The 26,762-nt window shown below is 61.5% G+C and carries 24 protein-coding genes and 1 pseudogene; 17 read left to right on the top strand and 8 right to left on the bottom strand.

Annotated elements, in window-relative coordinates:
* The first annotated feature begins 52 nt into the window (after positions 1–52).
* The 5 genes from lhgO (at position 53) to proP (ending at position 6,666) form a co-directional block, all read left to right on the top strand.
* On the top strand, positions 53–1,303 hold the full coding sequence (gene lhgO, locus D8767_RS15665; RefSeq protein WP_016714101.1) for an L-2-hydroxyglutarate oxidase: 1,251 nt from the start codon (positions 53–55) through the stop codon (positions 1,301–1,303).
* Between the two features lie 152 nt (positions 1,304–1,455).
* On the top strand, positions 1,456–2,847 hold the full coding sequence (gabP, locus tag D8767_RS15660) for a GABA permease (RefSeq protein WP_016714100.1): 1,392 nt from the start codon (positions 1,456–1,458) through the stop codon (positions 2,845–2,847).
* Between the two features lie 87 nt (positions 2,848–2,934).
* Entirely contained in the window at positions 2,935–3,828 is an 894-nt protein-coding gene (locus D8767_RS15655; protein WP_063977187.1) for a PA4780 family RIO1-like protein kinase, read from the top strand.
* 174 nt (positions 3,829–4,002) lie between these two features.
* A complete protein-coding gene (hemB, locus tag D8767_RS15650) occupies positions 4,003–4,977 on the top strand; it encodes a porphobilinogen synthase (RefSeq protein ID WP_013972900.1) in 975 nt (324 codons plus the stop codon).
* A 186-nt stretch (positions 4,978–5,163) separates the two neighbouring features.
* On the top strand, positions 5,164–6,666 hold the full coding sequence (gene proP / locus D8767_RS15645; RefSeq protein WP_016714098.1) for a glycine betaine/L-proline transporter ProP: 1,503 nt from the start codon (positions 5,164–5,166) through the stop codon (positions 6,664–6,666).
* Here proP and D8767_RS15640 read toward each other — a convergent pair whose 3' ends face one another.
* The 4 genes from D8767_RS15640 to D8767_RS15625 form a co-directional block, all read right to left on the bottom strand.
* Positions 6,667–7,368, bottom strand: a complete 702-nt coding sequence (locus D8767_RS15640; RefSeq protein WP_016714097.1) for a YoaK family protein — start codon at positions 7,366–7,368, stop codon at positions 6,667–6,669. It abuts the gene before it with no gap.
* Between the two features lie 9 nt (positions 7,369–7,377).
* The gene (locus D8767_RS15635; RefSeq protein ID WP_016714096.1) at positions 7,378–8,007 is read right to left on the bottom strand and encodes a riboflavin synthase; all 630 of its coding nucleotides are present in this window, start codon (positions 8,005–8,007) and stop codon (positions 7,378–7,380) included.
* An 83-nt stretch (positions 8,008–8,090) separates the two neighbouring features.
* A complete protein-coding gene (treS, locus tag D8767_RS15630) occupies positions 8,091–10,157 on the bottom strand; it encodes a maltose alpha-D-glucosyltransferase (RefSeq protein WP_016714095.1) in 2,067 nt (688 codons plus the stop codon).
* Between the two features lie 100 nt (positions 10,158–10,257).
* On the bottom strand, positions 10,258–11,175 hold the full coding sequence (locus D8767_RS15625; RefSeq protein ID WP_016714094.1) for a LysR family transcriptional regulator: 918 nt from the start codon (positions 11,173–11,175) through the stop codon (positions 10,258–10,260).
* Between the two features lie 121 nt (positions 11,176–11,296).
* On the opposite strand from D8767_RS15625, the gene D8767_RS15620 reads away from it, so the two are divergent.
* The 9 genes and pseudogenes from D8767_RS15620 to D8767_RS15580 all read left to right on the top strand — a co-directional run bounded on the left by D8767_RS15620 (position 11,297) and on the right by D8767_RS15580 (position 18,443).
* Complete coding sequence (locus D8767_RS15620; protein WP_016714093.1) at positions 11,297–12,055, top strand: 5-oxoprolinase subunit PxpA; 759 nt, start codon at positions 11,297–11,299, stop codon at positions 12,053–12,055.
* A gap of 89 nt (positions 12,056–12,144) precedes the next feature.
* A complete protein-coding gene (locus tag D8767_RS15615) occupies positions 12,145–13,032 on the top strand; it encodes an allophanate hydrolase subunit 1 (protein ID WP_016714092.1) in 888 nt (295 codons plus the stop codon).
* On the top strand, positions 13,029–14,006 hold the full coding sequence (locus D8767_RS15610; protein ID WP_016714091.1) for a biotin-dependent carboxyltransferase family protein: 978 nt from the start codon (positions 13,029–13,031) through the stop codon (positions 14,004–14,006). Before D8767_RS15615 ends, D8767_RS15610 begins: the two co-directional genes overlap by 4 nt.
* A 114-nt stretch (positions 14,007–14,120) precedes the next feature.
* Positions 14,121–14,397: pseudogene (locus D8767_RS29670) on the top strand (DotU family type IV/VI secretion system protein); the annotation flags it as partial.
* Between the two features lie 2 nt (positions 14,398–14,399).
* A complete protein-coding gene (locus tag D8767_RS15600) occupies positions 14,400–16,412 on the top strand; it encodes a type VI secretion system Vgr family protein (protein ID WP_122048340.1) in 2,013 nt (670 codons plus the stop codon).
* On the top strand, positions 16,409–16,924 hold the full coding sequence (locus tag D8767_RS15595) for a hypothetical protein (protein WP_016715651.1): 516 nt from the start codon (positions 16,409–16,411) through the stop codon (positions 16,922–16,924). Before D8767_RS15600 ends, D8767_RS15595 begins: the two co-directional genes overlap by 4 nt.
* A gap of 18 nt (positions 16,925–16,942) precedes the next feature.
* Positions 16,943–17,380 (top strand): hypothetical protein, encoded by a 438-nt coding sequence (locus D8767_RS15590; protein ID WP_174442271.1) that lies wholly within the window; start codon positions 16,943–16,945, stop codon positions 17,378–17,380.
* On the top strand, positions 17,377–18,192 hold the full coding sequence (locus D8767_RS29665) for a DUF6708 domain-containing protein (protein WP_230852990.1): 816 nt from the start codon (positions 17,377–17,379) through the stop codon (positions 18,190–18,192). The genes D8767_RS15590 and D8767_RS29665 overlap by 4 nt, the downstream gene beginning before the upstream one ends.
* Entirely contained in the window at positions 18,189–18,443 is a 255-nt protein-coding gene (locus D8767_RS15580) for a PAAR domain-containing protein (RefSeq protein ID WP_016715649.1), read from the top strand. The genes D8767_RS29665 and D8767_RS15580 overlap by 4 nt, the downstream gene beginning before the upstream one ends.
* Here D8767_RS15580 and D8767_RS15575 read toward each other — a convergent pair.
* Positions 18,398–19,285: a TIGR03915 family putative DNA repair protein gene (locus D8767_RS15575; protein WP_016715648.1), complete on the bottom strand. Its 888-nt coding sequence runs from the start codon at positions 19,283–19,285 to the stop codon at positions 18,398–18,400. The two genes, D8767_RS15580 and D8767_RS15575, sit on opposite strands and share 46 nt — an antisense overlap.
* The gene (locus D8767_RS15570; protein WP_016715647.1) at positions 19,276–20,496 is read right to left on the bottom strand and encodes a putative DNA modification/repair radical SAM protein; all 1,221 of its coding nucleotides are present in this window, start codon (positions 20,494–20,496) and stop codon (positions 19,276–19,278) included. Before D8767_RS15570 ends, D8767_RS15575 begins: the two co-directional genes overlap by 10 nt.
* Before the next feature lie 151 nt (positions 20,497–20,647).
* Between D8767_RS15570 and mqo the strand changes: the two genes are divergently transcribed.
* Positions 20,648–22,225 (top strand): malate dehydrogenase (quinone), encoded by a 1,578-nt coding sequence (mqo, locus tag D8767_RS15565; protein WP_016715646.1) that lies wholly within the window; start codon positions 20,648–20,650, stop codon positions 22,223–22,225.
* A 39-nt stretch (positions 22,226–22,264) separates the two neighbouring features.
* Here mqo and D8767_RS15560 read toward each other — a convergent pair whose 3' ends face one another.
* Both D8767_RS15560 and D8767_RS15555 read right to left on the bottom strand, forming a co-directional pair.
* Positions 22,265–23,602, bottom strand: coding sequence for a UDP-glucose/GDP-mannose dehydrogenase family protein (locus D8767_RS15560; RefSeq protein ID WP_016715645.1), 1,338 nt, complete (start codon positions 23,600–23,602; stop codon positions 22,265–22,267).
* A 48-nt stretch (positions 23,603–23,650) separates the two neighbouring features.
* Positions 23,651–24,586 (bottom strand): LysR family transcriptional regulator, encoded by a 936-nt coding sequence (locus tag D8767_RS15555; RefSeq protein ID WP_019096775.1) that lies wholly within the window; start codon positions 24,584–24,586, stop codon positions 23,651–23,653.
* Positions 24,587–24,695: 109 nt separating this feature from the next.
* Between D8767_RS15555 and D8767_RS15550 the strand changes: the two genes are divergently transcribed.
* The gene (locus tag D8767_RS15550; RefSeq protein ID WP_019096776.1) at positions 24,696–25,559 is read left to right on the top strand and encodes a type 1 glutamine amidotransferase domain-containing protein; all 864 of its coding nucleotides are present in this window, start codon (positions 24,696–24,698) and stop codon (positions 25,557–25,559) included.
* Between the two features lie 119 nt (positions 25,560–25,678).
* Positions 25,679–26,725: a class I SAM-dependent methyltransferase gene (locus D8767_RS15545; RefSeq protein ID WP_016715641.1), complete on the top strand. Its 1,047-nt coding sequence runs from the start codon at positions 25,679–25,681 to the stop codon at positions 26,723–26,725.
* The last annotated feature ends 37 nt before the right edge of the window (positions 26,726–26,762 follow it).

Here is a 26,762-nt window from a genome sequence, read left to right as displayed (position 1 = left end):
CGTGCGGGCCTTGGTGAGCCAGCCAGGCAATGCCTGCGTGTGAGGTAAGGCTGTGTACGATTTCATCATTATTGGCGGTGGCATTGTGGGCATGTCCACGGCCATGCACCTGATCAAGGTCTACCCGGACGCGAAGATTCTCCTGCTGGAGAAGGAGTCCGGCCCGGCCCGCCATCAGACCGGCCACAACAGCGGTGTGATTCATGCCGGCGTGTATTACACCCCCGGCAGCCTCAAGGCGCGTTTCTGCCTGGAAGGCAACAAGGCCACCAAGGCCTTCTGCACCCAGCACGGCATCCGCTTCGATGAGTGTGGCAAATTGCTGGTGGCCACCAACGACCTGGAAATGCAGCGCATGAAGGCGCTGTGGGAACGCACTGCGGCCAATGGCCTGGAGCGCTATTGGCTGTCGGCGGACGAACTGCGCGAGCGCGAGCCCAACATCGTCGGCATGGGTGGCATCTTCGTGCCGTCCAGTGGCATCGTCAATTACGCGCAAGTGACCGCTGCCATGGGGGCTGAGTTTCAGCGTGCCGGTGGTGAAATCCGCTATGGCGCCGAGGTGGTCGGCTTGCAGGAGCAGGCCAGCGAAGTGATCGTACGCACGCAGCGCGACGAGTTCCGCAGCCGTTTCCTGGTAACGTGCTCGGGCCTGATGGCCGACCGCGTGGTGAGCATGCTGGGGCTGCGCACCGAATTCGTGATCTGCCCGTTCCGTGGCGAGTACTACTTGCTGCCCAAGCAGCATAACCAGATCGTCAACCACCTGATCTACCCGATTCCTGATCCGTCGATGCCGTTCCTGGGCGTGCACCTGACCCGCATGATCGATGGCACCGTCACCGTCGGCCCCAACGCCGTACTGGCGATGAAGCGCGAGGGCTACCGCAAGACCGACGTCAGCCCTGGTGACCTGTTCCAGACCCTGACGACCCCCGGCATTCTCAAGGTACTGGCGAAGAACTTCCGCCCGGGCCTGATCGAGATGAAAAACTCGCTGTTCAAGGGCGGCTACCTCAAGCAGGTGCAGAAGTACTGCCCGAGCATCACCAAAGCCGACCTCACGCCGTACCCGGCCGGCGTACGCGCCCAGGCGGTGTCGCGCGACGGCAAGCTGATCGACGACTTCCTGTTCGTCAACACCGCGCGCAGCGTCAACGTGTGCAATGCGCCGTCGCCGGCCGCCACCTCGGCCATTCCGATCGGCGCCTACATTGTCGAAAAGGTGTGCGAGCAGGTCAGCCTGCAAGGGGGGCACTTCCCCAAGGCTGATCGTGCAGCCAGCCAGCGGGCTGCCAGCTGACACACCCGTAATACGTTTTGCGGTCTCCTCTTACTCAACCCGAACTGCCCTACTCACCATTTGGGGCAGGGCGGGCTTTTTCGCGCCTGCGTCGGTGATCGTGCCAGCCGACGGCCCCTTCGCGGGCATGACAAAAACAACAAGGTAGCGCCATGCAAACCCACAAGAACAATTTGAGTCATGGATTGAAATCACGGCATGTCACCATGCTGTCCATTGCCGGCGTGATCGGTGCAGGCCTGTTTGTCGGCTCTGGCCGTGCCATTGCTGAAGCCGGGCCGGCCACCATCCTGGCCTATATTCTGGCCGGTGGCCTGGTAGTGCTGGTGATGCGCATGCTGGCCGAAATGGCGGTTGCCTCGCCGGATACCGGGTCGTTTTCCACCTATGCCGACCTCGCCATCGGCAAATGGGCCGGCTACACCATCGGTTGGCTGTATTGGTGGTTCTGGGTGCTGATCATCCCGATCGAAGCCAACATCGCCGCCACCATCATCAATTCCTGGGTCCCGCAAATGGAGATCTGGGTATTGTCGCTGGTCATCACGTTGCTGCTGACCGCTACCAACCTGTTCAGCGTGAAGAACTACGGTGAGTTCGAGTTCTGGCTGGCACTGGTCAAGGTGGTGGCTATCGTCAGCTTCATTGCGCTTGGCGTATGCGCTATTTTCGGTTTGTTGCCGGGTTCCGGCGTCAGCGGCGTCTCGCGCCTGTGGGACACCGGCGGTTTCATGCCAAATGGCTTCGGCGCAGTGCTCAGCGCCATGCTGATCACCATGTTCTCGTTCCTCGGCGCCGAGGTGGTGACGATTGCGGCAGCCGAGTCTGACGAGGCGGGCAAGCACATTTCCAAGGCCACCAATTCGGTGATCTGGCGGATCACGCTGTTCTACATCCTGTCGATCTTCATCGTGATTGCACTGGTACCGTGGACCGACCCGCGCCTGGCCACCGAAGGCTCATACGTTACGGTGCTGGATACCCTGGGTGTGCCAAATGCCAAGGCCATCATCGACTTCGTGGTACTGACATCGGTGACCAGCTGCCTTAACTCGTCGTTGTACACCGCCTCACGCATGGTCTATTCGCTGAGCCGTCGCGGTGATGCACCGGCTTGCGCCCAGGTGACCAGCCGCAGCGGCACACCGGTGGTAGCGGTGCTGCTGTCTACCGGCGCTGCGTTCCTGGCGGTGATTGCCAATTACCTGGTGCCGGCCAAGGTGTTCGGCTTCCTCATGGCAAGCTCTGGCGCCATTGCCCTGCTGGTGTACCTGGTGATCGCCGTTTCCCAGCTGCGCCTGCGCCAACGCTTGACTGCACAGGGCAAGACGTTGGGTTATCGCATGTGGCTGTTCCCGTGGCTGACCTGGGGCGTGATCCTGTTCATCAGCGGCGTATTGGTGCTGATGCTGTTCCGGCCGGATCACCGCCTTGAGGTGGTGTCGACCATGGTGCTGGCGGTGCTTGTGGTGTGTTCCGGCCTGCTGGTCACGCGGCGCCGGGCACGCGCTGTGCCGGCGAACAGCATAGGGCAGGGTGCCTGACACGTCTGGTCTGAAGACAGACGAGCAAGTCGCATCAGGCTGTGAGAGGATGTCCGCCATTGCAGCCAGGACCCCGAACACAGCCTGATGAAGACACCCAAAAGAATCGAACCCCTGATCGAAGACGGCTTGGTCGACGAAGTACTGCGGCCGTTGATGAGTGGCAAGGAGGCCGCCGTGTACGTGGTGCGCTGTGGCAGCCAGGTGCGTTGCGCCAAAGTCTATAAAGAAGCCAACAAGCGCAGCTTCCGCCAGGCCGCCGAGTACCAGGAAGGCCGCAAGGTGCGCAACAGCCGTCAGGCCCGGGCCATGGCCAAGGGCAGCAAGTACGGCCGCAAGGAAGCCGAAGACGCTTGGCAGAACGCCGAAGTGGCGGCGTTGTTCCGCCTTGCCAGCGCGGGCGTGAGGGTGCCCAAGCCCTACGACTTCCAGGACGGCGTGCTGTTGATGGAGTTGGTAACCGATGCCGATGGCGACGCCGCACCAAGGTTGAACGACGTGCACCTTGAAGCCGAGGATGCCCGCACGTTCCATGCCTTTGTCATTCGTCAGATCGTGTTGATGCTGTGTGCCGGGCTGGTGCATGGCGACCTGTCGGAGTTCAACGTGTTGCTGGGCCCGGACGGGCCGGTGATCATCGACTTGCCACAGGCGGTGGATGCGGCGGCCAACAACCATGCCTTCAACATGCTGCAGCGCGATGTTGACAATATGGCCCACTATTTCGGGCGTTTTGCGCCGGAGCTGAAAAACACCCGGTATGCGCAGGAAATGTGGGCGCTTTACGAGGCCGGTGACTTGCTTCCCGACAGCCCTTTGTCTGGGGTGTTCGAGGATGACGAACATGAAGCTGACGTGACGGGGGTCATGCGCGAGATCGATTCAGCCCGGCTGGATGACGTCCGCCGCCGTGCAGCGCGCGCTGAGGCCGAGCATGGGCCGGCCAAGGCAGAAGAGCCGACGCCGCCCTGGCTTCAGTAATAGGTTGCCTGTACCGGCCTCTTCGCGGGCACGCCCGCGAAGAGGCCGGTACAGGATAACCAGGGCGCAAAACAGTCATTGCCTTTGACGCAAGACAATATCTCGTCATTTGTCCTTTTCACTGGCGCGTCACAGGCATAAGGTATACGCCGTTCAAAATGCCCTGGAGCTGTCATGTCCAACCAATTCCCGTCCGTTCGTCCCCGCCGCCTGCGCCAGAACGAGTCCCTGCGCACGATCTTCCAGGAAACCGAATTCCGCCTGGAAGACCTGATCCTGCCGATCTTCGTCGAGGAGGGCATCGATGACTTCGTGCCGATCACCAGCATGCCCGGTGTCAATCGCATCCCCGAAAAGCTGCTGGCCCAGGAAATCGAGCGCTACGCCCGTGCCGGCATCAAGTCGGTGATGACCTTTGGCGTATCGCACAACCTGGACGCTGTTGGCAGCGACACCTGGAACGAAAACGGCCTGGTTGCGCGCATGTCGCGCATCTGCAAAGACACCGTGCCGGAAATGGTGGTGATGTCCGACACCTGCTTCTGCGAATACACCAGCCATGGCCACTGCGGCGTGCTGCATGACCACGGTGTGGACAACGACGCCACCCTGGCCAACCTGGGCAAGCAGGCGGTCATCGCTGCCGCTGCCGGTGCCGACTTCATCGCCCCGTCGGCGGCAATGGACGGCCAGGTACAGGCTATCCGCAGCGCGCTGGATGGCGCCGGTTTCCATGACACGGCGATCATGGCCTATTCGACCAAGTTCGCCTCGTCGCTGTATGGCCCGTTCCGTGAAGCCGGTGGTACCGCGCTGAAGGGCGACCGCAAGAGCTACCAGATGAACCCGATGAACCGCCGCGAAGCGGTGCGCGAGTCGCTGCTGGATGAGCAGGAAGGGGCAGACGTGCTGATGGTCAAGCCGGCTGGCGCCTACCTTGACGTGATCGCCGACATCCGCGCCGCGTCGCGCCTGCCACTGGCGGCCTATCAGGTGAGTGGCGAGTACGCGATGATCAAGTTCGGCGGCCTGGCCGGCGCCATCGATGAAGGCCGCGTAGTGCGTGAAAGCATTGGCGCAATCAAGCGTGCCGGTGCTGACCTGATCCTGACCTACTTCGCCATGGACCTGGCCCGCGAAGGTATCTGACTGATAGGGCGCCGCTTTGCGGCGCCTCTGTTCACCTGTGCCCTGAAGCCGTGTAATACCCCTGTGGGAGCGGCTTCAGCCGCGAAGAGACCAGCAAGCCGATTCACAAAAAATCGGTAAGCGCTGAATTATTTAGTGTCCCGTTGTATCTGAACCCTTAGAGCATTCATCGACAGGGATACGGGCATGAAACCTCGCAAGAAAAGCGTCCAGCCAATCGGCCTCAAGGACATCACCATCGTCGACGACGCCAAGATGAAAAAGGCGATCACCGCGGCGGCGCTGGGCAATGCCATGGAGTGGTTCGACTTCGGCGTTTATGGCTTCGTCGCCTACGCATTGGGCAAGGTGTTTTTCCCCAACGCCGACCCCGGTGTGCAGATGATCGCGGCGCTGGCCACCTTCTCGGTGCCGTTCCTGATCCGGCCACTGGGCGGGCTGTTCTTCGGCGCCTTGGGCGACCGCTTCGGCCGGCAGAAAATCCTCGCCGCGACCATCGTGATCATGTCGCTCAGCACCTTCGCTATCGGCCTGATACCGTCCTATGCCAGCATCGGCATCTGGGCGCCGATTCTATTGCTGCTGGCCAAGATGGCCCAAGGGTTCTCGGTGGGTGGCGAGTACACGGGGGCGTCGATCTTCGTCGCCGAATACGCCCCCGACCGCAAGCGGGGTTTTCTCGGTAGCTGGCTGGACTTCGGCTCCATTGCCGGTTTTGTGCTAGGTGCAGGCGTGGTGGTGCTGATTTCTACCGTTCTCGGCGAGGAAAAGTTCCTGGAGTGGGGCTGGCGCCTGCCGTTCTTCCTGGCCCTGCCGTTGGGTATCATCGGCCTGTACCTGCGCCATGCGCTGGAAGAAACACCCGCGTTCCAGCAGCATGTCGACAAGCTGGAGCAGGGCGACCGCGAAGGGCTGGCCTCTGGGCCCAAGGTGTCGTTCAAGGAGGTGGCCACCCAGCATTGGCGCAGCCTGGTGACTTGCATTGGTGTGGTGATTGCCACCAACGTCACCTACTACATGCTGCTCACCTACATGCCCAGCTACCTGTCGCACAACCTGCATTACAGCGAAGACCACGGCGTGCTGATCATCATCGCGATCATGGTCGGCATGCTGTTCGTGCAGCCGATGATCGGGCTGCTCAGCGACAAGTTTGGCCGCCGGCCATTCATCATCGCCGGCAGTGTCGGCCTGTTCGCACTGGCCATTCCGGCGTTCATGCTGATCAACAGCGGTGAGCTGGCGGTGATTTTCGCCGGGTTGCTGATCATTGCCGTCATGCTCAACTTCTTCATCGGCGTGATGGCCTCGACGCTGCCGGCGATGTTCCCCACGCACATCCGCTACAGCGCCCTGGCCAGTGCCTTCAACATATCGGTGCTGATCGCCGGCCTTACCCCGACGCTCACTGCCTGGCTGGTAGAGAGCACCGGCAACCTGTACATGCCGGCTTATTACCTGATGGCGATTGCCGCCGTGGGCCTTGTCACTGGCCTGACCATGAAGGAAACCGCCAACAAGCCGCTGCGCGGTGCGGCACCGGCGGCATCGGACATCGAGGAAGCGCGTGAATTGCTGCAGGAGCACCACGACAACATCGAGCAGAAAATCGAAGACATCGACGCGCAGATCGCCGAGCTGGAAGCGAAACGCAAGGTGCTGGCTCAGCAGCACCCGCGCATCGACTGATCAGCGTGGCATGTAGCCACGCTGCCAGGCGCGCGGGATGAACCGCGATACCAGGGCCAGCACACACGCCAGCGCGCAGCTGCCGGCCAGTGCCTGCAGGCCCAGGTGTTGTTGCAACCAGGCGCCGAGCGCGGCCCCCGACAGCATGCCGGCCCAAGGCACCAGTTGCACCCGCCAGCCGTTACGCCGCTCGCCCAGCAGCCAGCGCCCCAGGCCACGGCCGAAACGGGACAAGGCGCCAGTAACGTAGGTCAGGCCGATGGGCAGGCCGTTCACCTGTTCGACCACGGCATTGATCATGCCCATCGCCAGTGTGGCGGCCAGTAATGCCGGGAAGGTGGCTGCCAACGGCCACACGGCCGCGAACGCCAGCAGTGCGGCGACCACCAGCAACACGGGCCAGGCCCGGCGGTGAAAGCCGCGCGCCAGCAGTACGCCCAGCGCATTGCCGGCGACAAAGCCCAATACCGCGCCACTCAGGCGCAGCACCAGGGCCAGGTCGGCTTCACTGATGGCCACCGCCAGGCGCGTGGTGTTGCCGCTCATGAACGACACGAAGTCACCCAGCGCCAGCAGGCCAATGGCATCGGTCATGCCAGCCAGGACCGACAGGGCGGCGACCAGGCCGAGGCCGACACGACCACGCAGGGTTTGCAGCCGCAGCCGCCTGGCCGTGCGCGCGGGAAGGGTATTGGGCAGCATGCGCAGACCTCAGGGCAGCAGTTTTTCGCGGGCCAGGGTGCCTTTGATGGTGCGCTCCACCACGTCGACCAGCACCATGGTCTGGTGATCGACCTCGATATTGAGCAGCTCGCCGGCCTTGTAGCGGGCGAAGGTGGTCTGGCGCAGGGTTTCCGGGATCAGGTTGATGGTGATGACATTGTCGTCGACATCGGCAACGGTCAGGCTGCAGCCGTTGACCCCGATGAAGCCGCGCGGGAACACGTACTTGCCCCATTCCGGCGGCATGCGAAACGTGATGAATGCACCGGTTTCCTTGATGGACAGCTGGACGATTTCCGCAGTGGTGGCGATGTGGCCGGCCATCAGGTGGCCGCCGACTTCGGCGTTCATTTTTGCCGAGCGTTCGATGTTGACGCCTTGGCCGGCCTTGAAATTGCGCAGGTTGGTACGTTCCAGGGTGGCGTTCATGGCGTCGAACCTGACCTGCGTACCGTGAATTTCGGTGACCGACAGGCAAGTGCCCTCGACACTGACGCTGGCGCCGATCTTCAGTTCGTCGAGCAGTTCCGGGGTGAGGTCGATGGTGAACTGGTTGTGGCCCGGGTAGGTGGTCACATCAAGCAGAGGGCGGACGGCCTGGACGATGCCGGTGTACATGGAGTTGCTCCTGGGCACAAAAAGAAATCACCCGAACGCTATGCCTCTGGTGCTGCAAAATCAAGGTCGGCCTCTGCGCGGGTTTACAAATGCCCGCTGCTGTTGACGATCCGCAGGCACAGCGCCTCGTACGGGTCCAGGTTCACCATCAGGCGCCCATCCTCGGTCAGGTCGCCTTCAACCGTCTCGTTGATCATGTCCACCACCGGCCCCGGCGTGAACCCGGTCAGTTGCAGTTCCTCCGCAATCACGTCCTGGCCAAAGTTCAACGCGCTGATCTGGATACCCCGCCCGGCCGGCAGTTCGTGCACCATCACCAGCAACCCCGGGCTGCTGACTTCAGGCACCAGCACCTGGCGGCTGGTGGCGATCCCATAGGCCTGGCGTACGGCCAGCAGTTTCTTCACCTTGCAGGCAAACGAATTGCTGTTTTCCAGCTGGCTGTCCAGGCTTCCGTAAAGGGCGCGTGCACGGGGCATGCCGCGCACCGATTGCTCGGCCTGCGTGTCCAGCCCGGCCAGGTCGTAACCGCCCCGGTGAATCCAGCGGGTGTCGCCATCGAGCATGCGCTCGGCCACCGCGTCAGCAGGCAAGGGCAGGGCACCGACCAGGTCCCAGCCAGACAACGCGACCACCCCCGGCTGCATGGCGTTGTACATGACCAGCAGCAGGTGCACCTTCTGGATCTGTTCGATTTCTGCCGTGCCGATCTGCTCCAGGTCGCGCAGGCCCAGTGCTGCGGCGATCAGGCTGGCCGTGGTGCAGGCGATGCCGTTGGTGACGAAGCGCAGGTTGTACGGCGCGTGTTCGCCCGATAGCCGTTCGTAAATCTCTTCACGGATGTGTTCGCGCAGGATGCTGCCGGGCAGCGTCTGGCCCTTGTACAGGTACATGTCATGGGCGTGCAGGGTCCAGAAATGCACCAGTTCCACGGTCAGCTCGTCATGGTTTTGCAGGGCATGGATCAGCGAAGCCGGGTCGATGCCGAAGGCGTGCATTTCCTTGAGCATCAGGCGCAGGAATGCAGTGTCGCCGGTCAGCAGTGCATGCTGGTAGGCCGGCCGGGTAATGAAATCGTAGGACAGGTCGGCGCCGCCCTTGGACATCTGTGCGATGTCGTCCAGGGTGAGGTTAAGCTCCTGGAAGCTGAAACCGCCGGCTTTGCGGATCATCCCGCCGATCAGCTGATTGCCGACAATCGACAGGGGGTGGCTTTCCGACCAGGCGGTGTCGCTGGCCCGTGTTTCCACGCCGAGAAAGCCGTTAGCGTCCAGGCGCAGGCCACGGGCGCCCAGGCAGTCCAGGGCGTGCAGGGCATCGCCAATGATCATTTGCTGGGCGGCGAAGGTTGGGTCCAGCCAGTTCAGAGACGGCTGGCCTTCCTTGAAATAGTGCAGGTATACCCAGCGCCGCGTCTTGCCGTCCACGCCGGTAACCGGTGGTGTAGCGCTCCAGTCGGTTTCCTTCACACCTGGCTCGAAGAAGATGACACGTTGCAGTTGGCCGACGATGTAATGGCGGGCCTTGAGCTCATCGCACTGGGCCGGCAGCAGGTTGACCGCGTCACGGCCGGCGGGCACTTGCGGCAACAGCGGCCAGTCTTCCTCGCGTATTTCGACCATGTGGTACAGCCCCGGGTACGGCCCATGTGCCAGTTCTGCCAGGCGGAAGTCAGCACCCTTGCCAGTGTGTGAGGGGATCAGGTCGTCGATGGTCACGGCGTTGTGCGCCGCAGCCATGCGGCTCATCTGGATCAGTTCCTGCTCACTGCCGTACAGAGGGTCGATGTCGAAGCTGATGCGGTCGAAGTTGCCGTCCACGCTGGGGGTGAGTTCGCGACCGCGAATACCGCCGGACAACTTGATCGGGCCGGTGTGCAGGCCCTGGATGCCGATATCCGACAAGCGCTTCCACAACGCTTCGTGGGCCAGGGCGCCGAGCACCGAGCAGCCTGGCGGGGCGATGATGGCGTCGGGGTATACCGTCAGCCACACCGAGGCGATTTCGGTGGCGCGGCGGGGCTGAGCTTCGGCGTACGGCTGCTGCCACAACCGGGACTGGCCTGAATACAGGCTGGCACGCGCTTGGGAGGCCTTGAGCATGGCGCGGTCTTCGAGCCATTTGACGTATGACGGGTCGGGCTGGGTCATTTCGCGTCCTCTTTGCGTGTCGGCACCGGCTCAGGTTATGACGGCATTGTTGCCTGATCGTTCGGCTGGGAGCTGTTTCAGGTGCCGCTGCAGCCGACGATCAACGCCGCGCCGACAACTGCTGCGGCGCCAGAAAAGCATCATGAAAGTAGTTACGCACGGCCTGCATCGCCGGGCTGAACGCTCGCTCCCGGTGCCAGGCCAACCCCACGCTCATCGGCGTAACCGGGTCGCTGATGGTCACTGTCTCGATGCGTTTGCCCTCCAGCGACCAGGGCCGGTGTACCAGGTCCGACAGGATCGCTACGCCACTGCCATTGGCAACCATGCTGCGCACGGCCTCCACCGAACTGGTCCGCACCCGCACGCTTGGCCGTTGCCCGGCGTGTTCCCAGTAGCGCATGGCGCTTTGCTCGGCTTCGTCCACGGTCAGCAGAATGAACGGCTCACAGGCCACGTCGGCCAGGCTCACCGACGAGCGCTCGCACAGCGGATGGTGGCCGGGCAGCCATAACCGGCGCTCGGAGTTGAACAGCGTCTCCGAGACGATATCGGGGTGGGTGAGGTTGGCGGTGAGCACTACCGCCATGTCGAAACGCCCCTCCAGCAAGCCTTGCTCGATGGCACTGCGCTCTTGCTCGTACAGCTCCAGGGTTACGTCCGGGTGCCAGTGTTCAAGGCGCTGCAGGTGGTGAGGCAGGAAGTAGCCAATCACGGTGTAGCTTGCCGCCAGGCGCAGCAGGCCGCTTGCACGCACGTTCGGCAGCGGGCTGTTCAACGCGTCATCGACACTGCGCAGAATCACATAGGCGCGGTTCAGAAAGTGCCGGCCAGCCTCGGTCAGGTTCATGCCCTGAGCCGAGCGCTGGAACAGCAGCACGCCAAGCATGGCTTCCAGTTCCTTGATGGCCGTGGTTACCGCCGACTGGGAGATATTCAGGTGGATCGCTGCCTGGGAAATCTGGCCGATCTCGGCGGTTGCGACAAAATAGCGGACCTGGCGCAGGGTCAGTGACACGGTTGGCTCCTGTGGTATCTGATTTTCCGAAGACACCCTATCTGTTTATAGATCTTCCCAAGGGGGGTGTGGAGAATCTAACGTGGCTTGCATGCGGTCACAAGCGCCAGGAGAAACAGTCATGCAGGTGGTGGATTTCAACTCGGACATGGGTGAGGGGTTTGGCCCGTGGACCATTGGCGATGGCGTCGACAACGAGCTGATGGGCCATATCAGCACGGCGAACATCGCCACGGGCTTCCATGCCGGCGACCCCGGTACCATGCGCCGCACCGTAGCGCGGGCCAAGGCGTTGGGCGTTGCGGTGGGCGCCCACCCGGGTTTCCGAGACCTGGTGGGCTTTGGCCGCCGGCATATCAACGCCCCGGCCCAGGAGCTGGTCGACGACATGCTTTACCAGCTGGGCGCCCTGCGAGAAATTGCCCGTGCACAAGGTGTGCGCCTGCAGCACATAAAGCCGCACGGTGCGCTGTACATGCACCTGGCGCGCGACGAAGAAGCCGCGCGCCTGCTGGTGGAAAACCTGCGGGTGATAGAGCCAGAGCTGTTGCTGTACTGCATGCCGGGCTCTGTGATTTGCCATATTGCCCAGGAACTTGGCCAACCGGTGGTCCGCGAGTTCTACGCCGACCGCGAGTACGACCTGAGCGGTTCTATCGTCTTTACCCGCAATGTGCGTGGCTACGACCCCACGGCTGTTGCAGAGCGGGTACTGCGTGCTTGCCAGCAAGGCGTGGTACGTACGGTCGAAGGCCAGGACCTGGCCATCGCGTTCGATTCCATCTGCCTGCACAGCGATACCCCCGGCGCGCTCGACCTGGTAGAAGCCACGCGTAAGGCGCTGGACGCGGCCGGTATCGTGGTGCGTGCGCCACGCTGAGCCCATGAGGCATCCGGCAGGCACAAGCCGGAGCCCGTATAGGTTGTTTTCGCCTGCCTTTCTATAAAGATTCCAAAAAAGGAACAGTCATGGCCGAATCGCTTGCTACAACCCCGATCCGCTACAGCTTCGGCGCGGACGAGCACCTGTTTGCCGAAGTGAGCGACAGCATGTCGCTGGAAGCCTTCTTCAAGGGCATGGCCGTCACCCGCGCTGTAGAGCGGCTGGCCCTCGAGGGCGTGCTGGACGTGTGCCTGGCCAACGCCTCGTTCCAGATCCGCTTCGACCCGGACCGTATCGCCCCCGATGCACTGCTTGAAGCCGTGCGCGGTGCTGAGGCGCAGGCCGTGGCCGAGCGTTCGTTGCAGACGCGAATCATCGAGATCCCGGTGCTGTACAACGACCCCTGGACCCATGAAACCCTGATGCGCTTTCGTGACCGTCATCAAGACCCGACCAGCACCGACCTGGAGTACGCGGCACGTATCAATGGCCTGGCCGATGTCGAGGCATTCATCGCCGCGCACAGCGGCGCGCCGTGGTTCGTGTCGATGGTCGGCTTCGTTGCCGGCCTGCCCTTCATGTTCCAGATGGTTGAGCGCGAACGGCAGTTGCAGGTGCCCAAGTACCTGCGCCCGCGTACCGACACACCCAAGCTCACCCTGGGCCATGGCGGCTGTTTCGGCTGTATCTACTCGGTGCGCGGAGCAGGGGGCTACCAGATGTTCGGCGTTACCCCGGCACCGATCTACGACCCGCAGCAGACCTTGAACTACCTGAAAGCGCACATGGTGTTCTTCCGTCCGGGTGACATCGTGCAATTCAAACCCATCGATCGCCGTGCCTATGACCAGGCCGTGGCGGATGTTGAAGAAGGCCGCTTCGACCTGCGCATTCGCCCTGTGGCGTTTTCCCTGGACGCCTTCCTCGCCGACCCGGTCGGCTACCCCAAATCGCTGCAGGAGGTATTGGCATGATCAAGGTCCTCAAACCGGGCTTGGCGACGTCTGTGCAGGACTTGGGGCGCGAAGGCTACTACCACTTGGGTATCCCGCCGTCAGGCGCCCTCGACCAGTACGCCCTGAGTGCGGCCAACCACCTGGTGGGCAACCCGGCCGGCGCCGCAGGCCTGGAGTGCGCGCTGGTGGGGCCGGAACTGGCGTTCCAGCAGGACGCACTGGTGGCCGTGTGCGGTGCGCAAATGCCAGCGTTGCTCGATGGCCGCGAGCAGCGCCCTGACACGGCGTTTGCCGTACGTGCCGGGCAAGTGTTGCGTTTCGGCTTTCCCACCGCAGGCGCGCGGGCTTACCTGGCGGTGGCCGGTGGCATCGATGTGCCCGAGGTACTGGGTAGCCGTTCCACCTACGCGTTGGGAGCGTTGGGCGGCTTCCAGGGGCGCAAACTGATGGCGGGCGACCTGCTGCCGGTCGGCATGCCCAGCGGCAAGACCCGCGCGGGTGCAAGCCTGCCCATGGCCCTGCGCCAGGCCTTGGGCGGCGAAGTGGTGTTGCGTGTGGTGCCGGGGCTGTACTTTCACCGCCTTACCGAAGCAGCAGCGCAGAGCTTCTTCACTGAAGCCTGGACCGTCGGCTCCGAAGCGGACCGTATCGGCTATCGCTACAAAGGCGGCAGTGCCTTGAGCTTTCAGCCACGGGAACAACCGTTCGGTGCGGGGTCGGATCCGTCGAACATCGTCGACAGCTGCTACCCGATCGGCTCGATCCAGGTGCCGGCAGGGTTGGAACCGATCATCCTGCACCGCGATGCCGTGTCGGGTGGCGGCTACGCCATGATCGGAACAGTGATCAGCGCCGACCTGGACCTGATCGGCCAGATGCAGCCCAACCAGCAGGCACGGTTCTTGGCGGTGACCTTGGACCAGGCGCTGGAGGCGCGGCGTTCGTACAAGAAGAAGCTGGCTTGCCTGGCCAGGCTCTTCGGAAATATTTAAAAACTAGACGAAGAGAAGAATCCTACAACCGTTTAGGAAGCCTCAGACTCCTTGAAGAATTGATTCCCCGATAGTGTGCCTGTCTTCAGCCTGCTGGAAGACAAGGACCACTTCATGCCCGGCCCACTCGATATTCCTCCGGTACAACCTGAGGGCGCTGCCGATGCCCGTGATGTAACCGAAAACACCCTGCACGGGATGCTCGATGGCCCGCATACGCGGCGGCTTCAAGAACCTGATGCTCGATGCGGCAACCCCGCTGTTCGGCCTGGTCATTCGCCTGCGTACGCTGGATGACCTGCCCAACATCGCCTACGTGCACAAGGCCGTGCAAAACCAGGTCAGTAACATCCGCAAAGAAATCCGGCAGCACGGCTACCCCATTGCCCAACAGTGTCGTTCGAGCTGGACGAGGCCATCAGCACGCCGTTCCAGTTGCAGCTGGAACTGATCAGTTTCGAAGACGATGTCGACTTCGGCCAGCTGCTCGACAAGCCGGTGCTGTTCACGATCTGGCGTGGTGAGCGCCCGTTGCGCTATGTGCACGGGCTGGTCAGCACCTTCAGCCAGGGCGAAACGGGGTTCCACCGCACCCGTTACCGCGCTCTGGTCGAGCCCGTGCTGGCCCGCGCGGGGCTGCGTTCGAACTGGCGCATCTTCCAGCAGAAAACCGTGCCACAGATTCTGCAGATCATGCTCGAGCGCCAGGGCATCACCGGCTACACGCTGCAGAGCATCGACAAACACGAGGTGCGCGAGTTTTGCGTGCAGGCCGGTGAAACCGACCTCGACTTCATCGCCCGCCTGGCCGCCGAAGAGGGCTTCGTCTACCGCTTCGAACACACGCCAAAAGGCCACACGCTGATCATCACCGACCGGCTGCTGGCGCTGGGGCAGATCAGCCGAGGCGCCATTCAGGCCGACGATGATGACGAAGGTTTCTTCGAGCCGGACGACATCGACCCCGACCAGGTGCTGTACCACGCCACCAGCGGCGGCAATCAGGCCAGGCCTTGCCTGCGCCGCCTGCGCTACAGCGAACAGGTGCGAACCGCCCGCCAGGTGCAGCGCGACTACACCTTCATCCACCCGGCGTACCGCCTGGAGCAGCGTGCCCAGGGCAACGACCTGACACACCAGTCCACCGGCTACGAACGCTTCGACTACCCCGGTCGCTACAAGCGTGAGGCGGTCGACGTGCGCTTCACTGCCACCCGCATCACCGCCCTGCGCCATGACGCCCGCCTGGCCGAAGTGGAAGGCGACGATGTACGCCTGCAACCGGGCCTGAGTTTCACCCTGATCGAGCACCCGCGCGAAGACCTGAACCTGCATTGGCGGGTCAACCGCGTGCACCACGAAGGCGTCCAGTTCACCAGCTTGCAAGAGGAAGCCGCAGATGCCCAGCAAGGCACACGGTACAAGCAGAAAGCCGTGCTGGTCCCCGGCAGAACCGAATGGCGGCCGGCCCCGTTGCCCAGGCCGCGCATCGACGGCCCGCACATGGCCATGGTGGTCGGGCCGAAGGGCGAAGAAATCTATTGCGACCAATGGGGCCGGGTGAAAGTCAGTTTCCCGTGGGACCGTGAAAGCCAGAACAACGAGTTCAGCTCTTGCTGGGTACGCGTGTCGCAGGGCTGGGCCGGTGGCAGTTGGGGCTCGATGGCCATTCCGCGCATTGGCCAGGATGTGATCATCCAGTACGTCAACGGCGACCCGGACCAGCCGATGATCACCGGGCGCACCTACTGCGGTGATCAGTTACCGCCCTACGACCTGCCCGAACACAAGACACGCATGACCATCAAGAGCCAGACCCATAAAGGTGATGGTTACAACGAACTGCGTTTCGAGGACGAACTGGGCAAAGAGGAAGTGTTCATCCATGCCCAGCGGGACAAGAACAATGTGGTCGGCAATGATGAGACCACGCGTGTGGGGCGCAATCGTGTCGAGCAGGTCGGTAATGATGAGCAACTGAGCATTGGCAACAACTTCCGTCAGGAAACGGCATACAACCATACCCAGGTCATAGGGCAAAACAGCCTGTTGGACATCAAGCGTGACCTGGTCGAAAACGTGGCCAACAACCGCACTGAGTCAACGGGTGGCAATCACCGCGTTGTCAATGGAAGCAACTGCGAGCTTGTGGTCAAAGGGGCTCAGTCGATCAGCGTCGGGCAGGGCGTGCAACAACGCACGACAGTATTCCAGTTGCTGGCCAGTGAGCGCATCGAATTGAGAAGCCCAGGCGGCAGCATCGTGCTGGATGCGCAGGGCATTACCATCAATGGCCTGACACTCGACTTGAAAGGGCAGACCAAGGCCGTTGCGAAAGGGGATGGCGATAGCCCGTCTTTTGAGCTTACGCCTGACGCCAGTAGCAAGTGCGAGGTCAAGGCATGAATGTCGAGAGCCTGATCAGCCGCATCGAAGGGCATCATGCGGCGCACCTGCATTGCCATGTATTGGTCGACCCGCTCGCGATAGCTGGCCAGAGTGACCATGCCTTGCTTGCACACCTGCGCGAAGCGTTGGGCGAGGCGGCATTGATGCGCGTGCACAGGGCCGATCTGGCCCATGTGCCCCACCTGCATCCCGTGTTGGCTTGCCTGGCTTCACCCGGAACGTTGCCCTGCCGTGAGTTGCTGGCGCTGACTGCGCGTGCAGCGTATAGAGGGCTGCACCACCCTCGGCGCTACCTGAGTGGCTGGCTGTTCAGTGAAGCAGCTTCGGCCACGGTAGCCGCCCATCTCACGGCCATGTGCCGAATACCCGATGCCAAACGGGCGTTCAGCTTCTATCCGGTGTACGAGCCGGTTCGCCTGGAGCTGCTCGCGGCGACGTTCAAGCAGGTCGAGCATGGCCCATGGTGGCCGATCAACGACTGGTTGTTCCTGAGTAGCGGTGGCAGGTAAATAGGAGGGTTGGTCAGCTTGGAGTTGGAGCATAAACTCAAGTTTAAAGTCGTATTGCCTGGCTATAGTGATGAACGCTCGGCTCTTCGTGTGACCCTCATAGTGCATCGGAGTGGTGATGGTGAATTGCCCGATTTCATTGGCGGGGAGACTGTGTTTGTAGATGAATATCAAGCCCTCCCGATCGAGGCTCTCACTAAAGCGGTAAAATTCCCTGGTTTTTCTCAGCCAAAATTGCCCGACTATAGACGTAAAGTTTCAGTGGATAGAAAACGTAAGTCGCCAAGCTTAGAGGGGGCGACAATATCCTGGCTGGAAATAACTGGATCTGTAGAGTTGTTGGCGACTATCGGACCACACACAATTTGTGCTGCGACGCTGCTAGTAATGTACTGGCCCGATAGATCGCTGGTGAATGCTTATGCTGAAGCTTGTGTCAGGGAAGTTAACGAATGAAAGTCAGATCTGGACCTCTTTGGAGGCGAGCTTTATTTTGGAGTTATGACCTGCCAGGTGTCAGTTCTCAGGAAGTGTCACGTTTCAGTGTGGAGGATATAAAGCCAGCGCCAAATTATTTTAATGACGTGTATCTAGAGTTGCCTCGGTCTACGGTCAGTTTGCGTGGTGTGGCAGCGCTGGTAGGAGGGGCGACTTTGGTCCTGTCTTTTGGTGCGGCTATATATCTGTATTCGCTCTTACTGAATTTTAGCTGGTCGCGTGATTGGTTTATGGGTCTTGTTCTGTTGCTCCTGCCACCATTCGCTATGTGGGCTGTTGCGTGCCATGTAAAAATTGACCTAATGCTCCCAAGAGATGAGCCAATCCGTTTCAATCGCCAGCGACGAAAGATATATTTCTATCAATACAGATTCCATTACGTCTACCTGTTCAGCCGAAAACACTGGGGCGTCAAACCGGTCGCCTACAACTGGGACGACGTAACCGCGGAGGTCTACCGCGTCTACGCCCCCGGCCACGGCGGCCTGATTGAAAACGTCATGCTGTCAGTCCGTAGTCCCGAAACCGGCGAAGTCATTGATCGTGTCTTCTTCACGCATACCCTGCACCAAGGTGAAGCCTACTGGGCCATCGCCCGTCTGTTCATGCAACAAGGCCCCGAAGCCTTGCCAAAATTCGTGCACCCACCCCGCGACTGGAACGACGACGACGGCCTCAGCCACATGCATTGCTTGGCCCCAAAGGTTGTGTGGCCAGCAGACATTGACCGTGAATCCCGTACAGCACCGTCTGAAGGAGAAAACCAATGAACCCGGTTGTACTTGTAGGCCACCGACATGAATGCCCGCTGCATGGTGTCAATCAGGTAGAGAGCGGCAGTGCGAGCTATACCTTCAACGGCAGGGCAGTTGCAAGGGTAGGTGACCGCACCACGTGTGGTGCGGTTATCGAGAGTGGGGCAGAGCATTTCCTGATCGAAGGCGCGGCGGTGGCGCGCAAAGGCGACCGTACGGATCATGGGGGTGTGCTGGATGAGGGCGATGTTGGGTGGTTGCTGTAGGACTGTGTGGGTTTACTGATCTGTTTGCCGGCCCGGGAGGCCACTTCAAGGGCTTGGCCGTCCCGTTGCTTGCCTTGGCGAGCAAGGCCTTCAAGCTGCGGTATCAGCATGCCTTCCGGCAAATGCCGCCAGAAACGCCCGGGCATGTGCAGGCGCAAGGCATCCGGGTTGAGGCGGGCAGGGTTGAAGGTATGGCGGTAATAGGTGCGCCACAGTTCGGCGCCAGGGTCGTCGGCATTGCGTGCCCATTGCTGCCAATACTCAGGGCAATGGCGTTGGTAATCGAAATGCTGGCCGTCGAAGCGAATGCCATCCTGTGGGGTGGCGATCAACCAGCGTAAACGCCCCAGACGGTCGGCAAAATGGGGGCTGGCACTTTCCAGAACGTCATGCGCCGGTTCGTGATAGGCCACCAGATCTAGTTGCAGGCGATCGGCCAGCGCCTCTGGCAGCGGTACGAAGCGCACAAAGGCATGCAGGTGATGCGCCTCCCGGGTGACTTGCTTGATGCGCCGTTGCAACTCACTGCCCAATCGGTCACCTGCCAGCATCGCCGTGCGGTCGCCATGGGCAACACGCCAGAGCACTTCATACAGCAGGTTCCAGCGCTGTTCGCCACGATAACGGGCAGCCTGTTCCAATTGGCTCAGCAGCACCGCCGGGACTTTGGCACGAAAGGGGCCTGGGCCTTCCGGGGGCGCTGTCGGTACTGCCAGCAGGTCGGCCATCGGGCCTTGCGACCAGGTGACCTCGGCGGGGTCGATGCCATGCCCCAGCAACACCCGGGCCTGATCCCGCCAAGTGGCGAACTGGTCATCACAATCGAGCGCGATCATCCCCACAACCCCATCTGCACGGGCGCCTGCGGCTCACGCAAACGCGCCCTTAGCAGGCCGCTGCGCAGCTCGGCCTGGGCCGGGCGATAATCGCTTGTGACGATGAACGGCCGTGCCTTGTCCAGTACGCAGCGCAGCTGAATGAGGTCGTCATAGCGAATGCGCCGCTCTCGGCGCAGTGCGACCAGGCGCTGTACGCTACGCAGGCCAATGCCGGGAATACGCGCCAGCAGCGCGGGCTCGGCGCGGTTCACGTCCAGCGGGAATACCTCCCGGTTGGCCAGCGCCCAGGCCAGCTTTGGGTCGATGTCCAGCGCCAGGTTGCCGCTCTGGCCCAGCAGTTCACCCGCCTTGTAGCCGTAGCCACGCAGCAGGAAGTCGGCCTGGTACAGGCGGTGCTCGCGCAGTAGCGGCGGGGCAGCCAAGGGTACGCTGCCCGGGCTGTCTGGGATCGGGCTGAACGCAGAGTAATACACGCGTTTGAGGCCGTAGCCTTGATACAGCGACTCGGCATTGCGCAGCAGGGTGCTGTCGTCGGTGCTGTCGGCACCGACGATCACTTGAGTGCTTTGGCCGGCAGGGGTGAAGCGCGGGGCCTTGGGTTCGTTGGCCACGGCTTGTTGGCCCAGGTGAATCACGCCCATTGCCTGGCGGATGGTGTGCGCCTGTTTTTCCGGTGCCAGGCGCTTGAGGCTGGCGTCGGTGGGCAGCTCGATGTTGACGCTGAGTCGGTCGGCCAGGCGGCCGGCTTCTTCGATCAACAGGGGGTCGGCATCCGGGATGGTCTTGAGGTGAATGTAACCGCGGAAGTTGTGTACTTCGCGCAGTAACCGGGCTACGCGGATCAATTGCTCCATGGTGTAGTCCGCCGAGCGGATGATGCCGGAGCTAAGGAACAGGCCGCTGATGCAGTTTCGCCGGTAGAAGTCCAGCGTCAGGCGGACCACCTCTTCGGGGGTAAAGCGCGCCCGAGGTACGTTGCTGGAGCGGCGGTTGACGCAGTACTGGCAGTCGTACAGGCAGAAGTTGGTCAATAGCACCTTGAGCAGCGACACGCAGCGGCCGTCGGGGGTGTAGCTGTGGCAGATGCCCATGCCGTTGGTGGCGCCCAGGCCGTCACCGCCGCGTGAATTACGCTTGGGCGCGCCGCTGCTGGCGCAGGAGGCGTCGTACTTGGCGGCGTCGGCGAGGATACCGAGTTTGGCGATGAGCTGCATGTGACTGACTCGCAATACTGAATATTCATACAGTATTTTGAGAATTCATGAATTGCAAGGGGCACGTCGCTTCGCCTTGAACATACCCGAGTAAATCCATCAGCTAAGCTTGTGCCGGACTAACGGACAGCAACGAGGCACGGGAGAGGTTATGAAGATCACCATCAAGCCGGAACTGGCGCTGGCCGGGCTGGCGCTGGCATTGAGCATGCTCAATGCCCAGGCAGCGGAAACCAGAAAGGTGGACGTGATGCTGGTGGGCGGCGGCATCATGAGTTCTACGCTGGCTGTCTGGCTCAACGAGCTGGAGCCAGGCTGGTCGATGGAGATGGTCGAGCGCCTGGACAAGGTGGCCGAAGAAAGTTCCAACGGCTGGAACAACGCCGGCACCGGCCACTCGGCCCTGGCTGAACTCAACTACACGCCGGAAAAAGACGGCAAGATCGACATCAGCAAAGCCGTGGAGATCAACGAGTCGTTCCAGGTCACCCGCCAGTTCCTGGCCTGGCAGGTGAAGCAGGGCGTGTTGAAGAACCCGCATTCCTTCATCAATACCACGCCGCACATGAGCTTCGTGTGGGGGGACGACAACATCCGCTTCCTGAAAAAGCGCTATGAGGCGCTGCAGGCCAGCCCGTTGTTCAAGCCCATGCAGTACTCCGAAGACCACGAGCAGATCCGCAAGTGGGTGCCGTTGATGATGGAAGGGCGCGATCCCAACCAGAAACTGGCCGTGACCTGGACGCCAATCGGCACCGATGTGAATTTTGGCGAGATCACCCGGCAGTACGTGGGTTACCTGCAGACTCGGCCCAACTTCGACCTCAAACTGTCCACCGAGGTGCAGGACATTACCCGCAACGGTGATGGCTCCTGGCATGTCGAATACAAGAACCTGAAAGATGGCAGCAAGGCGGCCACTGACGCCAGGTTCCTGTTCATTGGTGCCGGTGGTGCGGCGTTACCGCTGCTGCAGAAGTCGGGCATCGACGAAGCCAAGGACTATGCCGGCTTCCCGGTCGGAGGCTCGTTCCTGGTTACCGACAACCCGGCCATCGCCCAGCGCCACATGGCCAAGGCTTACGGCATTGCCGCGACCGGCGCCCCGCCGATGTCGGTGCCGCACCTGGACACCCGGGTGCTCGATGGCAAGCGGATGATTCTGTTCGGGCCGTTCGCTACGTTCTCGACCAAGTTCCTCAAACAGGGCTCGCTGCTCGACCTGCTTGCCAGTACCAGTGTGCACAACGCCTGGCCGATGGTGCGGGTGGGCGTACGCGAGTTTGACCTGGTGCAGTACCTGATCGGCCAGGTGCTGCAATCCGACAATGACCGCTTTGAAGCGCTGCGCACCTACTTCCCCGAGGCGAAGAAGGAAGACTGGCGGCTGTGGCAGGCCGGCCAGCGGGTGCAGATCATTAAGAAGGACGAAGCATTGGGTGGTGTGCTCAAGCTCGGTACCGAGGTGGTGACATCCAAGGACGGCAGTATCGCCGGCTTGTTGGGGGCTTCGCCGGGTGCCTCGACCGCACCACCCATCATGCTCGATGTGCTGAACAAGGTGTTCAAGGACAAGGTGGCAACGCCGGAGTGGCAGGCGAAGATCAAGCAGATCATCCCGTCCTATGGCATTCGCCTGAATGACCACCCGGACCAGGTACAGAAGGAATGGGCATACACCAATGAGGTGCTGCAGCTCAATCCGCCTGACAGTAATGCTGCACCGTAAGTGGCTATGGCCGGCTGCTTGAAAGCGGCCGGCCAAGGTTCACTGCTGGCTGACTGGCGGCACTTGGCCACGTCCAATGCCGTAGTATGTCAGGCCTGCAGAGGCCATGTGTTCGGGCTCGTAAAGGTTGCGGCCATCGAATACCACTCGGTCTGCAAGCAATTGGGGCACCGTGTCCAGGTTGAGCACACGGTAGTCTTGCCATTCCGTCACGATCACCAAGGCATCAGCGCCTTGCAGGGCAGCTTCCTTGGAAGGCACAAGCTGCAGGTCGGCGCGTGGGCCGTAATGCCGCAGAATTTCTGGCATCGCCTGTGGATCGTGCGCCTGTACTCGTGCCCCGGCAGCCCACAGCGCCTCAAGTACCACCCGGCTGGAGGCTTCGCGAATGTCGTTGGTATTGGGCTTGAACGACAGTCCCCACAACGCAAAGACCTTGCCACGCAGTCCGCGTGAGTAGTGACGCTGGATCTTGTTGAACAGCCGGCCTTTTTGCTGTTCGTTGATCGACTCTACCGCGCGCAGCAGCTGCGGCTCGAAGCCTTCAGCTTCGGCGCTGCGGCGCAGGGCTTGCAGATCCTTGGGGAAGCACGAACCGCCGAAACCGCAGCCGGCGTAGATGAAGTCGTAGCCAATGCGCGAGTCTGAGCCGATCCCGCGACGTACCATTTCGATGTCGGCACCTAAATGCTCGGCCAGATTGGCGATTTCGTTCATGAAGGAGATCTTGGTGGCCAGCATGCAGTTGGCTGCGTATTTACTGAGCTCGGCGCTACGCGCATCCATGACCATGAATTTTTCGCGATTTCGGTTGAACGGCAGGTATAGCTCGCGCAGCAACTCTACCTCAGCTGGCGTGGCGCCACCGATAATGATGCGCTCCGGGCGCATGCAATCGTCCACGGCCGAGCCTTCCTTGAGGAATTCGGGATTACTGATTACCTGAAAGCGGTTGGTGTCGGCCACAGCCTGTGCAATACGCTCCTTTATACGGTGCACGGTGCCAACTGGCGCGGTAGATTTGTTGACGATTAACTTGGCACCTTCGGCATGTTTGAGAATGTTGTCGACCACGGTGAAAACCTGTTTCAGGTCAGCACTGCCGTCGGCCTGTGCAGGGGTTCCGACCGCGATAAACAGCACTGTGGCGAAATTGGTGGCTTCGTCGGTATCGGTGGTGAAGCGCAGGCGTCCGCAGGCCAGGTTTTTTTCCAGCATCGGTGCAAGGCCTGGCTCGAAGATAGGGCAATGGCCTCTATTGAGTGTGGCGACACGCTCGGCGTCGACGTCCATGCACAACACCGAATGCCCCACATGGGCCAGGCACGCTGCCTGGGTGAGGCCGACATAGCCAGTACCGAAAACCGTGACTTTCATCTGACAGCTCCTTGGCAAGAACGCTGACGAAAAATGTCACAGTGGTATTTAGATTTTGTTACCTGACCGGGCTGCTACTTCCTGCGCGACTGCCCATAGTTGCTGGCGGAACCACTGGCGCAAGGGATCGGCATGGGTGCGTTCGTGCCAGATCTGCATTACCTCGATTGCAGGCAGTACCAGCGGAAGTGGGTACATGAGCAGGTCGTCATCACGTTTGACTGCTTCAATAGCCAGCGAGCGCAGGCAGGTAAGCAGAAGGTCTGTGCCTTGTATCATGCGCATGGGGGCTATGAAACTCGACAGGCCTGCCACTACCCGCCTGTGCTTTCCTTGGGCGCGCAAGGCGCGGTCGACCAAACCATCAAGGTCGCCGGTGAGGGTGGTGAGCAGGTGGTCGCATGCCAGGAAGGTGTTGAGGTCCAGGCCATTTCCAAGGCGAGGATGACTGCGAGAGGCCAGTACTACGAAGTCATCGCTGAGCAGGCGCTGCTGGTGGAAGCTATCCGCCAGGTCAGTGAAGAATCCGGCGACGGCAAGGTCGCAAGTACCTTTCTCCAAGGCTTCCCGCGGGAGCTGGCCACGGGTGTTATGGGTGACCAGTGTCAAGTTTGGCGCCTGGTTACGCAGGATCGGGAGCAGCCCAGGTAGTAGCGTCTGCTCTACATAATCAGTGCTGTACAGGTGCAGGCGGGCAGGGCGTAAAAGAAAATCCTGCCCTTCGCAGCGTTCGTAGAAACTTTCCAGGCCCATGATCAGGCGCTCGACTTCGGCAGCCAATTCGTGAGCGCGTGGCGTGGGCGTCAAGCCCCTCGGGGCGCGTACGAACAATGGATCACCGAACTGATGGCGCAGCTTGTTGAGCTTGTGACTGAGTGCAGGCTGGCTCAGGGCCATGCGCTGCGCGGCGAGGGTGAGGTTGCGCTCTTGATAAAGCACATGAAACAGATGCAGCAGATTGAGATCCTTGCGGGTGATATTCATTTTATGGATCACAGGTATGCGAGCATTCGAATTATCGAATTCTAGCCGGGTCGTTAGGATGTGCCCATCCCGCCAATCTTAGACGGCGCTTAGATCAGGAGATTGATGCATGACCAGGCTGTCCTCGCTTGCCCTCACTATTGCCACCGCCTTACTGACCAGTGGCGCCCATGCCTCGTCCAAGGGTGAAGTTCTTGTGCTGCTCTCCAGCGAGAACCAACTGGCGCTACAGGACGGCAAGCCCTATGCCACCGGCTATTACCTCAATGAGTTCGGCGTGCCTGCCGACCAGTTGCTCCAGGCCGGTTACACGGTGGTGCTGGTGACACCCAAGGGTAACGCCCCGAGCGTTGACCCACTTTCGATCGATCCTCAGTACTTTGCGGGTGATGCGAGCGAAATGCGGAGGATCGAGAAGGTGGTCCAAGGCTTGGCGGACATTGGCGATACCTTGTCGGTGAAAGAGGTGCTCGCCAGTGACATGGGGCGGTACGCCGGTTTGTTCATTCCCGGCGGCCACGCCCCCTTGATCGACCTGGCCAACAACCCGGACGTCGGTGCCTTGCTGCGGCATTTTCATGAGGCTGGCAAGCCTACGGCCGCTATTTGTCATGGCCCCATCGCCTTGCTCTCGGCGCAGCGGGACCCGGGAAGCTATCAACGGATGTTGGCTCGTGGTGAAACACCGGCCGCCACCGACTGGTTGTACAAGGGGTACAGGATGACTATTTTCTCCGACCCGGAAGAGCAAGTGTTCGAAGGTTCGCTCAAGGGCCAGCGGCTGTTGTTCTACCCGGCCAAGGCCATGGCGACGGCCGGTGGCGATATGGCTTACGCCAAGGCCTGGCAGCCCAATGTGGTAGTGGACCGCGAACTGATCACGGGGCAAAACCCATTTTCGGACAAGCTGCTGGCCAAAGCGCTACTGGAAAAGCTTACTGAGCAGGCCCAAGGCGCTGAGCAAGCCAACTAGACTTACACAGGGTCTGTTTTGCGAGCGTTATGGCAGGCCCATCCAATAACCCCGACCACCGCCTCCCCGGAGCGGATGTCCCTCGCTGGCGATGGCCTTCTTGCAGAGGAGGGCAGGTCATGGACGAGGCAAGGCTTCATGATTTCATGGGCAAGCTGGTGGGCGACATGGGCGCCGCAGCGACGCTGGCAAATGTCATCCTGGGTGACGAGCTGGGCCTGTACCGGGCGATGGCCGACAGCCAGCCGACCACGCCCGAGGCGCTGGCCGCCAAAACCGGCTGCCACCCTCGGTTGGTGCGCGAATGGTTGAACGCCCAGGCGGCATCGGGCTACATGACGCACGACAAGGGCCTTTTTGTGTTGCCCGAAGAACAGGCCATGGCCTTGGCGCTGGAGGACTCCCCAGCTTACATGGCGGGTGGTGCTGCAGTGATCGCCGCATTGTTCCATGACAAGGACAAGCTGGTCGCGGCCATGCGCGGCGATGGCGGGCTGGCCTGGGGCGACCACCACCCGTGCATGTTCAGCGGTACCGAACGGTTCTTCCGGCCGGGTTATCGGACGTTCCTGGTGGCTGAGTGGCTGCCGGCGCTGGAGGGTGTGGTGGCCAAACTGCAGGCGGGCGCCAAGGTGGCGGATGTGGGGTGTGGGCACGGCGCCTCCACGCTGGTCATGGCCCAGGCATTTCCGGCGTCGACTTTTGTAGGTTATGACTACCACGGTCCCTCTATCACCACCGCCAACGAACGGGCGCGCGAAGCGGGGCTGTCGAAGCGGGTGAGTTTCCAGCAGGCAAGTGCCAAGGATTACCCGGGAGATGACCATGACCTAGTGTGCTTTTTCGATTGCCTGCACGACATGGGCGACCCGGTGGGTGCGGCTAGGCACGCCTACCGTGCATTGAAGCCTGACGGTACGGTGATGCTGGTAGAGCCATATGCCGAGGATTCGCTGGACGGCAACCTGAACCCGGTCGGGCGGTTGTTTTATGCCGCGTCGACGTTCATCTGCACGCCGAATTCGTTGTCGCAGGAAGTGGGCTTGGGGCTGGGCGCGCAGGCCGGGGAGGTGCGGTTGCGGGCGGTGTTCGAAGAGGCTGGGTTCAGCCGGTTCCGGCGGGCGACGCAAACGCCGTTCAACCTGATTCTGGAGGCCCGGAAGTAGAGGCCTGGCCTGGAAAAGCAGAAGGGGCGCCATGTGG

The organism is Pseudomonas sp. LTGT-11-2Z (genome assembly GCF_003691445.1).
In the GTDB taxonomy this organism is placed as follows: Bacteria; Pseudomonadota; Gammaproteobacteria; order Pseudomonadales; family Pseudomonadaceae; genus Aquipseudomonas; species Aquipseudomonas monteilii.
This window is presented reverse-complemented; position numbering and strand designations above follow the sequence as displayed.

Excerpts from the sequence above, each read along its gene's own strand:
- D8767_RS15555 (WP_019096775.1), bottom strand. The coding sequence starts at position 24,586 with ATGAATATCACCCGCAAGGATCTCAATCTGCTGCATCTGTTTCATGTG.
- D8767_RS15655 (WP_063977187.1), top strand. The coding sequence starts at position 2,935 with ATGAAGACACCCAAAAGAATCGAACCCCTGATCGAAGACGGCTTGGTC.
- D8767_RS15545 (WP_016715641.1), top strand. The coding sequence starts at position 25,679 with ATGGACGAGGCAAGGCTTCATGATTTCATGGGCAAGCTGGTGGGCGAC.
- D8767_RS15560 (WP_016715645.1), bottom strand. The coding sequence starts at position 23,602 with ATGAAAGTCACGGTTTTCGGTACTGGCTATGTCGGCCTCACCCAGGCA.
- D8767_RS29665 (WP_230852990.1), top strand. The coding sequence starts at position 17,377 with ATGAAAGTCAGATCTGGACCTCTTTGGAGGCGAGCTTTATTTTGGAGT.
- treS (WP_016714095.1), bottom strand. The coding sequence starts at position 10,157 with ATGACCCAGCCCGACCCGTCATACGTCAAATGGCTCGAAGACCGCGCC.
- D8767_RS15615 (WP_016714092.1), top strand. The coding sequence starts at position 12,145 with ATGGCCGAATCGCTTGCTACAACCCCGATCCGCTACAGCTTCGGCGCG.
- D8767_RS15635 (WP_016714096.1), bottom strand. The coding sequence starts at position 8,007 with ATGTACACCGGCATCGTCCAGGCCGTCCGCCCTCTGCTTGATGTGACC.
- D8767_RS15580 (WP_016715649.1), top strand. The coding sequence starts at position 18,189 with ATGAACCCGGTTGTACTTGTAGGCCACCGACATGAATGCCCGCTGCAT.
- D8767_RS15550 (WP_019096776.1), top strand. The coding sequence starts at position 24,696 with ATGACCAGGCTGTCCTCGCTTGCCCTCACTATTGCCACCGCCTTACTG.
- mqo (WP_016715646.1), top strand. The coding sequence starts at position 20,648 with ATGAAGATCACCATCAAGCCGGAACTGGCGCTGGCCGGGCTGGCGCTG.
- proP (WP_016714098.1), top strand. The coding sequence starts at position 5,164 with ATGAAACCTCGCAAGAAAAGCGTCCAGCCAATCGGCCTCAAGGACATC.
- D8767_RS15570 (WP_016715647.1), bottom strand. The coding sequence starts at position 20,496 with ATGCAGCTCATCGCCAAACTCGGTATCCTCGCCGACGCCGCCAAGTAC.
- hemB (WP_013972900.1), top strand. The coding sequence starts at position 4,003 with ATGTCCAACCAATTCCCGTCCGTTCGTCCCCGCCGCCTGCGCCAGAAC.
- D8767_RS15640 (WP_016714097.1), bottom strand. The coding sequence starts at position 7,368 with ATGCTGCCCAATACCCTTCCCGCGCGCACGGCCAGGCGGCTGCGGCTG.
- D8767_RS15620 (WP_016714093.1), top strand. The coding sequence starts at position 11,297 with ATGCAGGTGGTGGATTTCAACTCGGACATGGGTGAGGGGTTTGGCCCG.
- D8767_RS15595 (WP_016715651.1), top strand. The coding sequence starts at position 16,409 with ATGAATGTCGAGAGCCTGATCAGCCGCATCGAAGGGCATCATGCGGCG.
- gabP (WP_016714100.1), top strand. The coding sequence starts at position 1,456 with ATGCAAACCCACAAGAACAATTTGAGTCATGGATTGAAATCACGGCAT.
- D8767_RS15610 (WP_016714091.1), top strand. The coding sequence starts at position 13,029 with ATGATCAAGGTCCTCAAACCGGGCTTGGCGACGTCTGTGCAGGACTTG.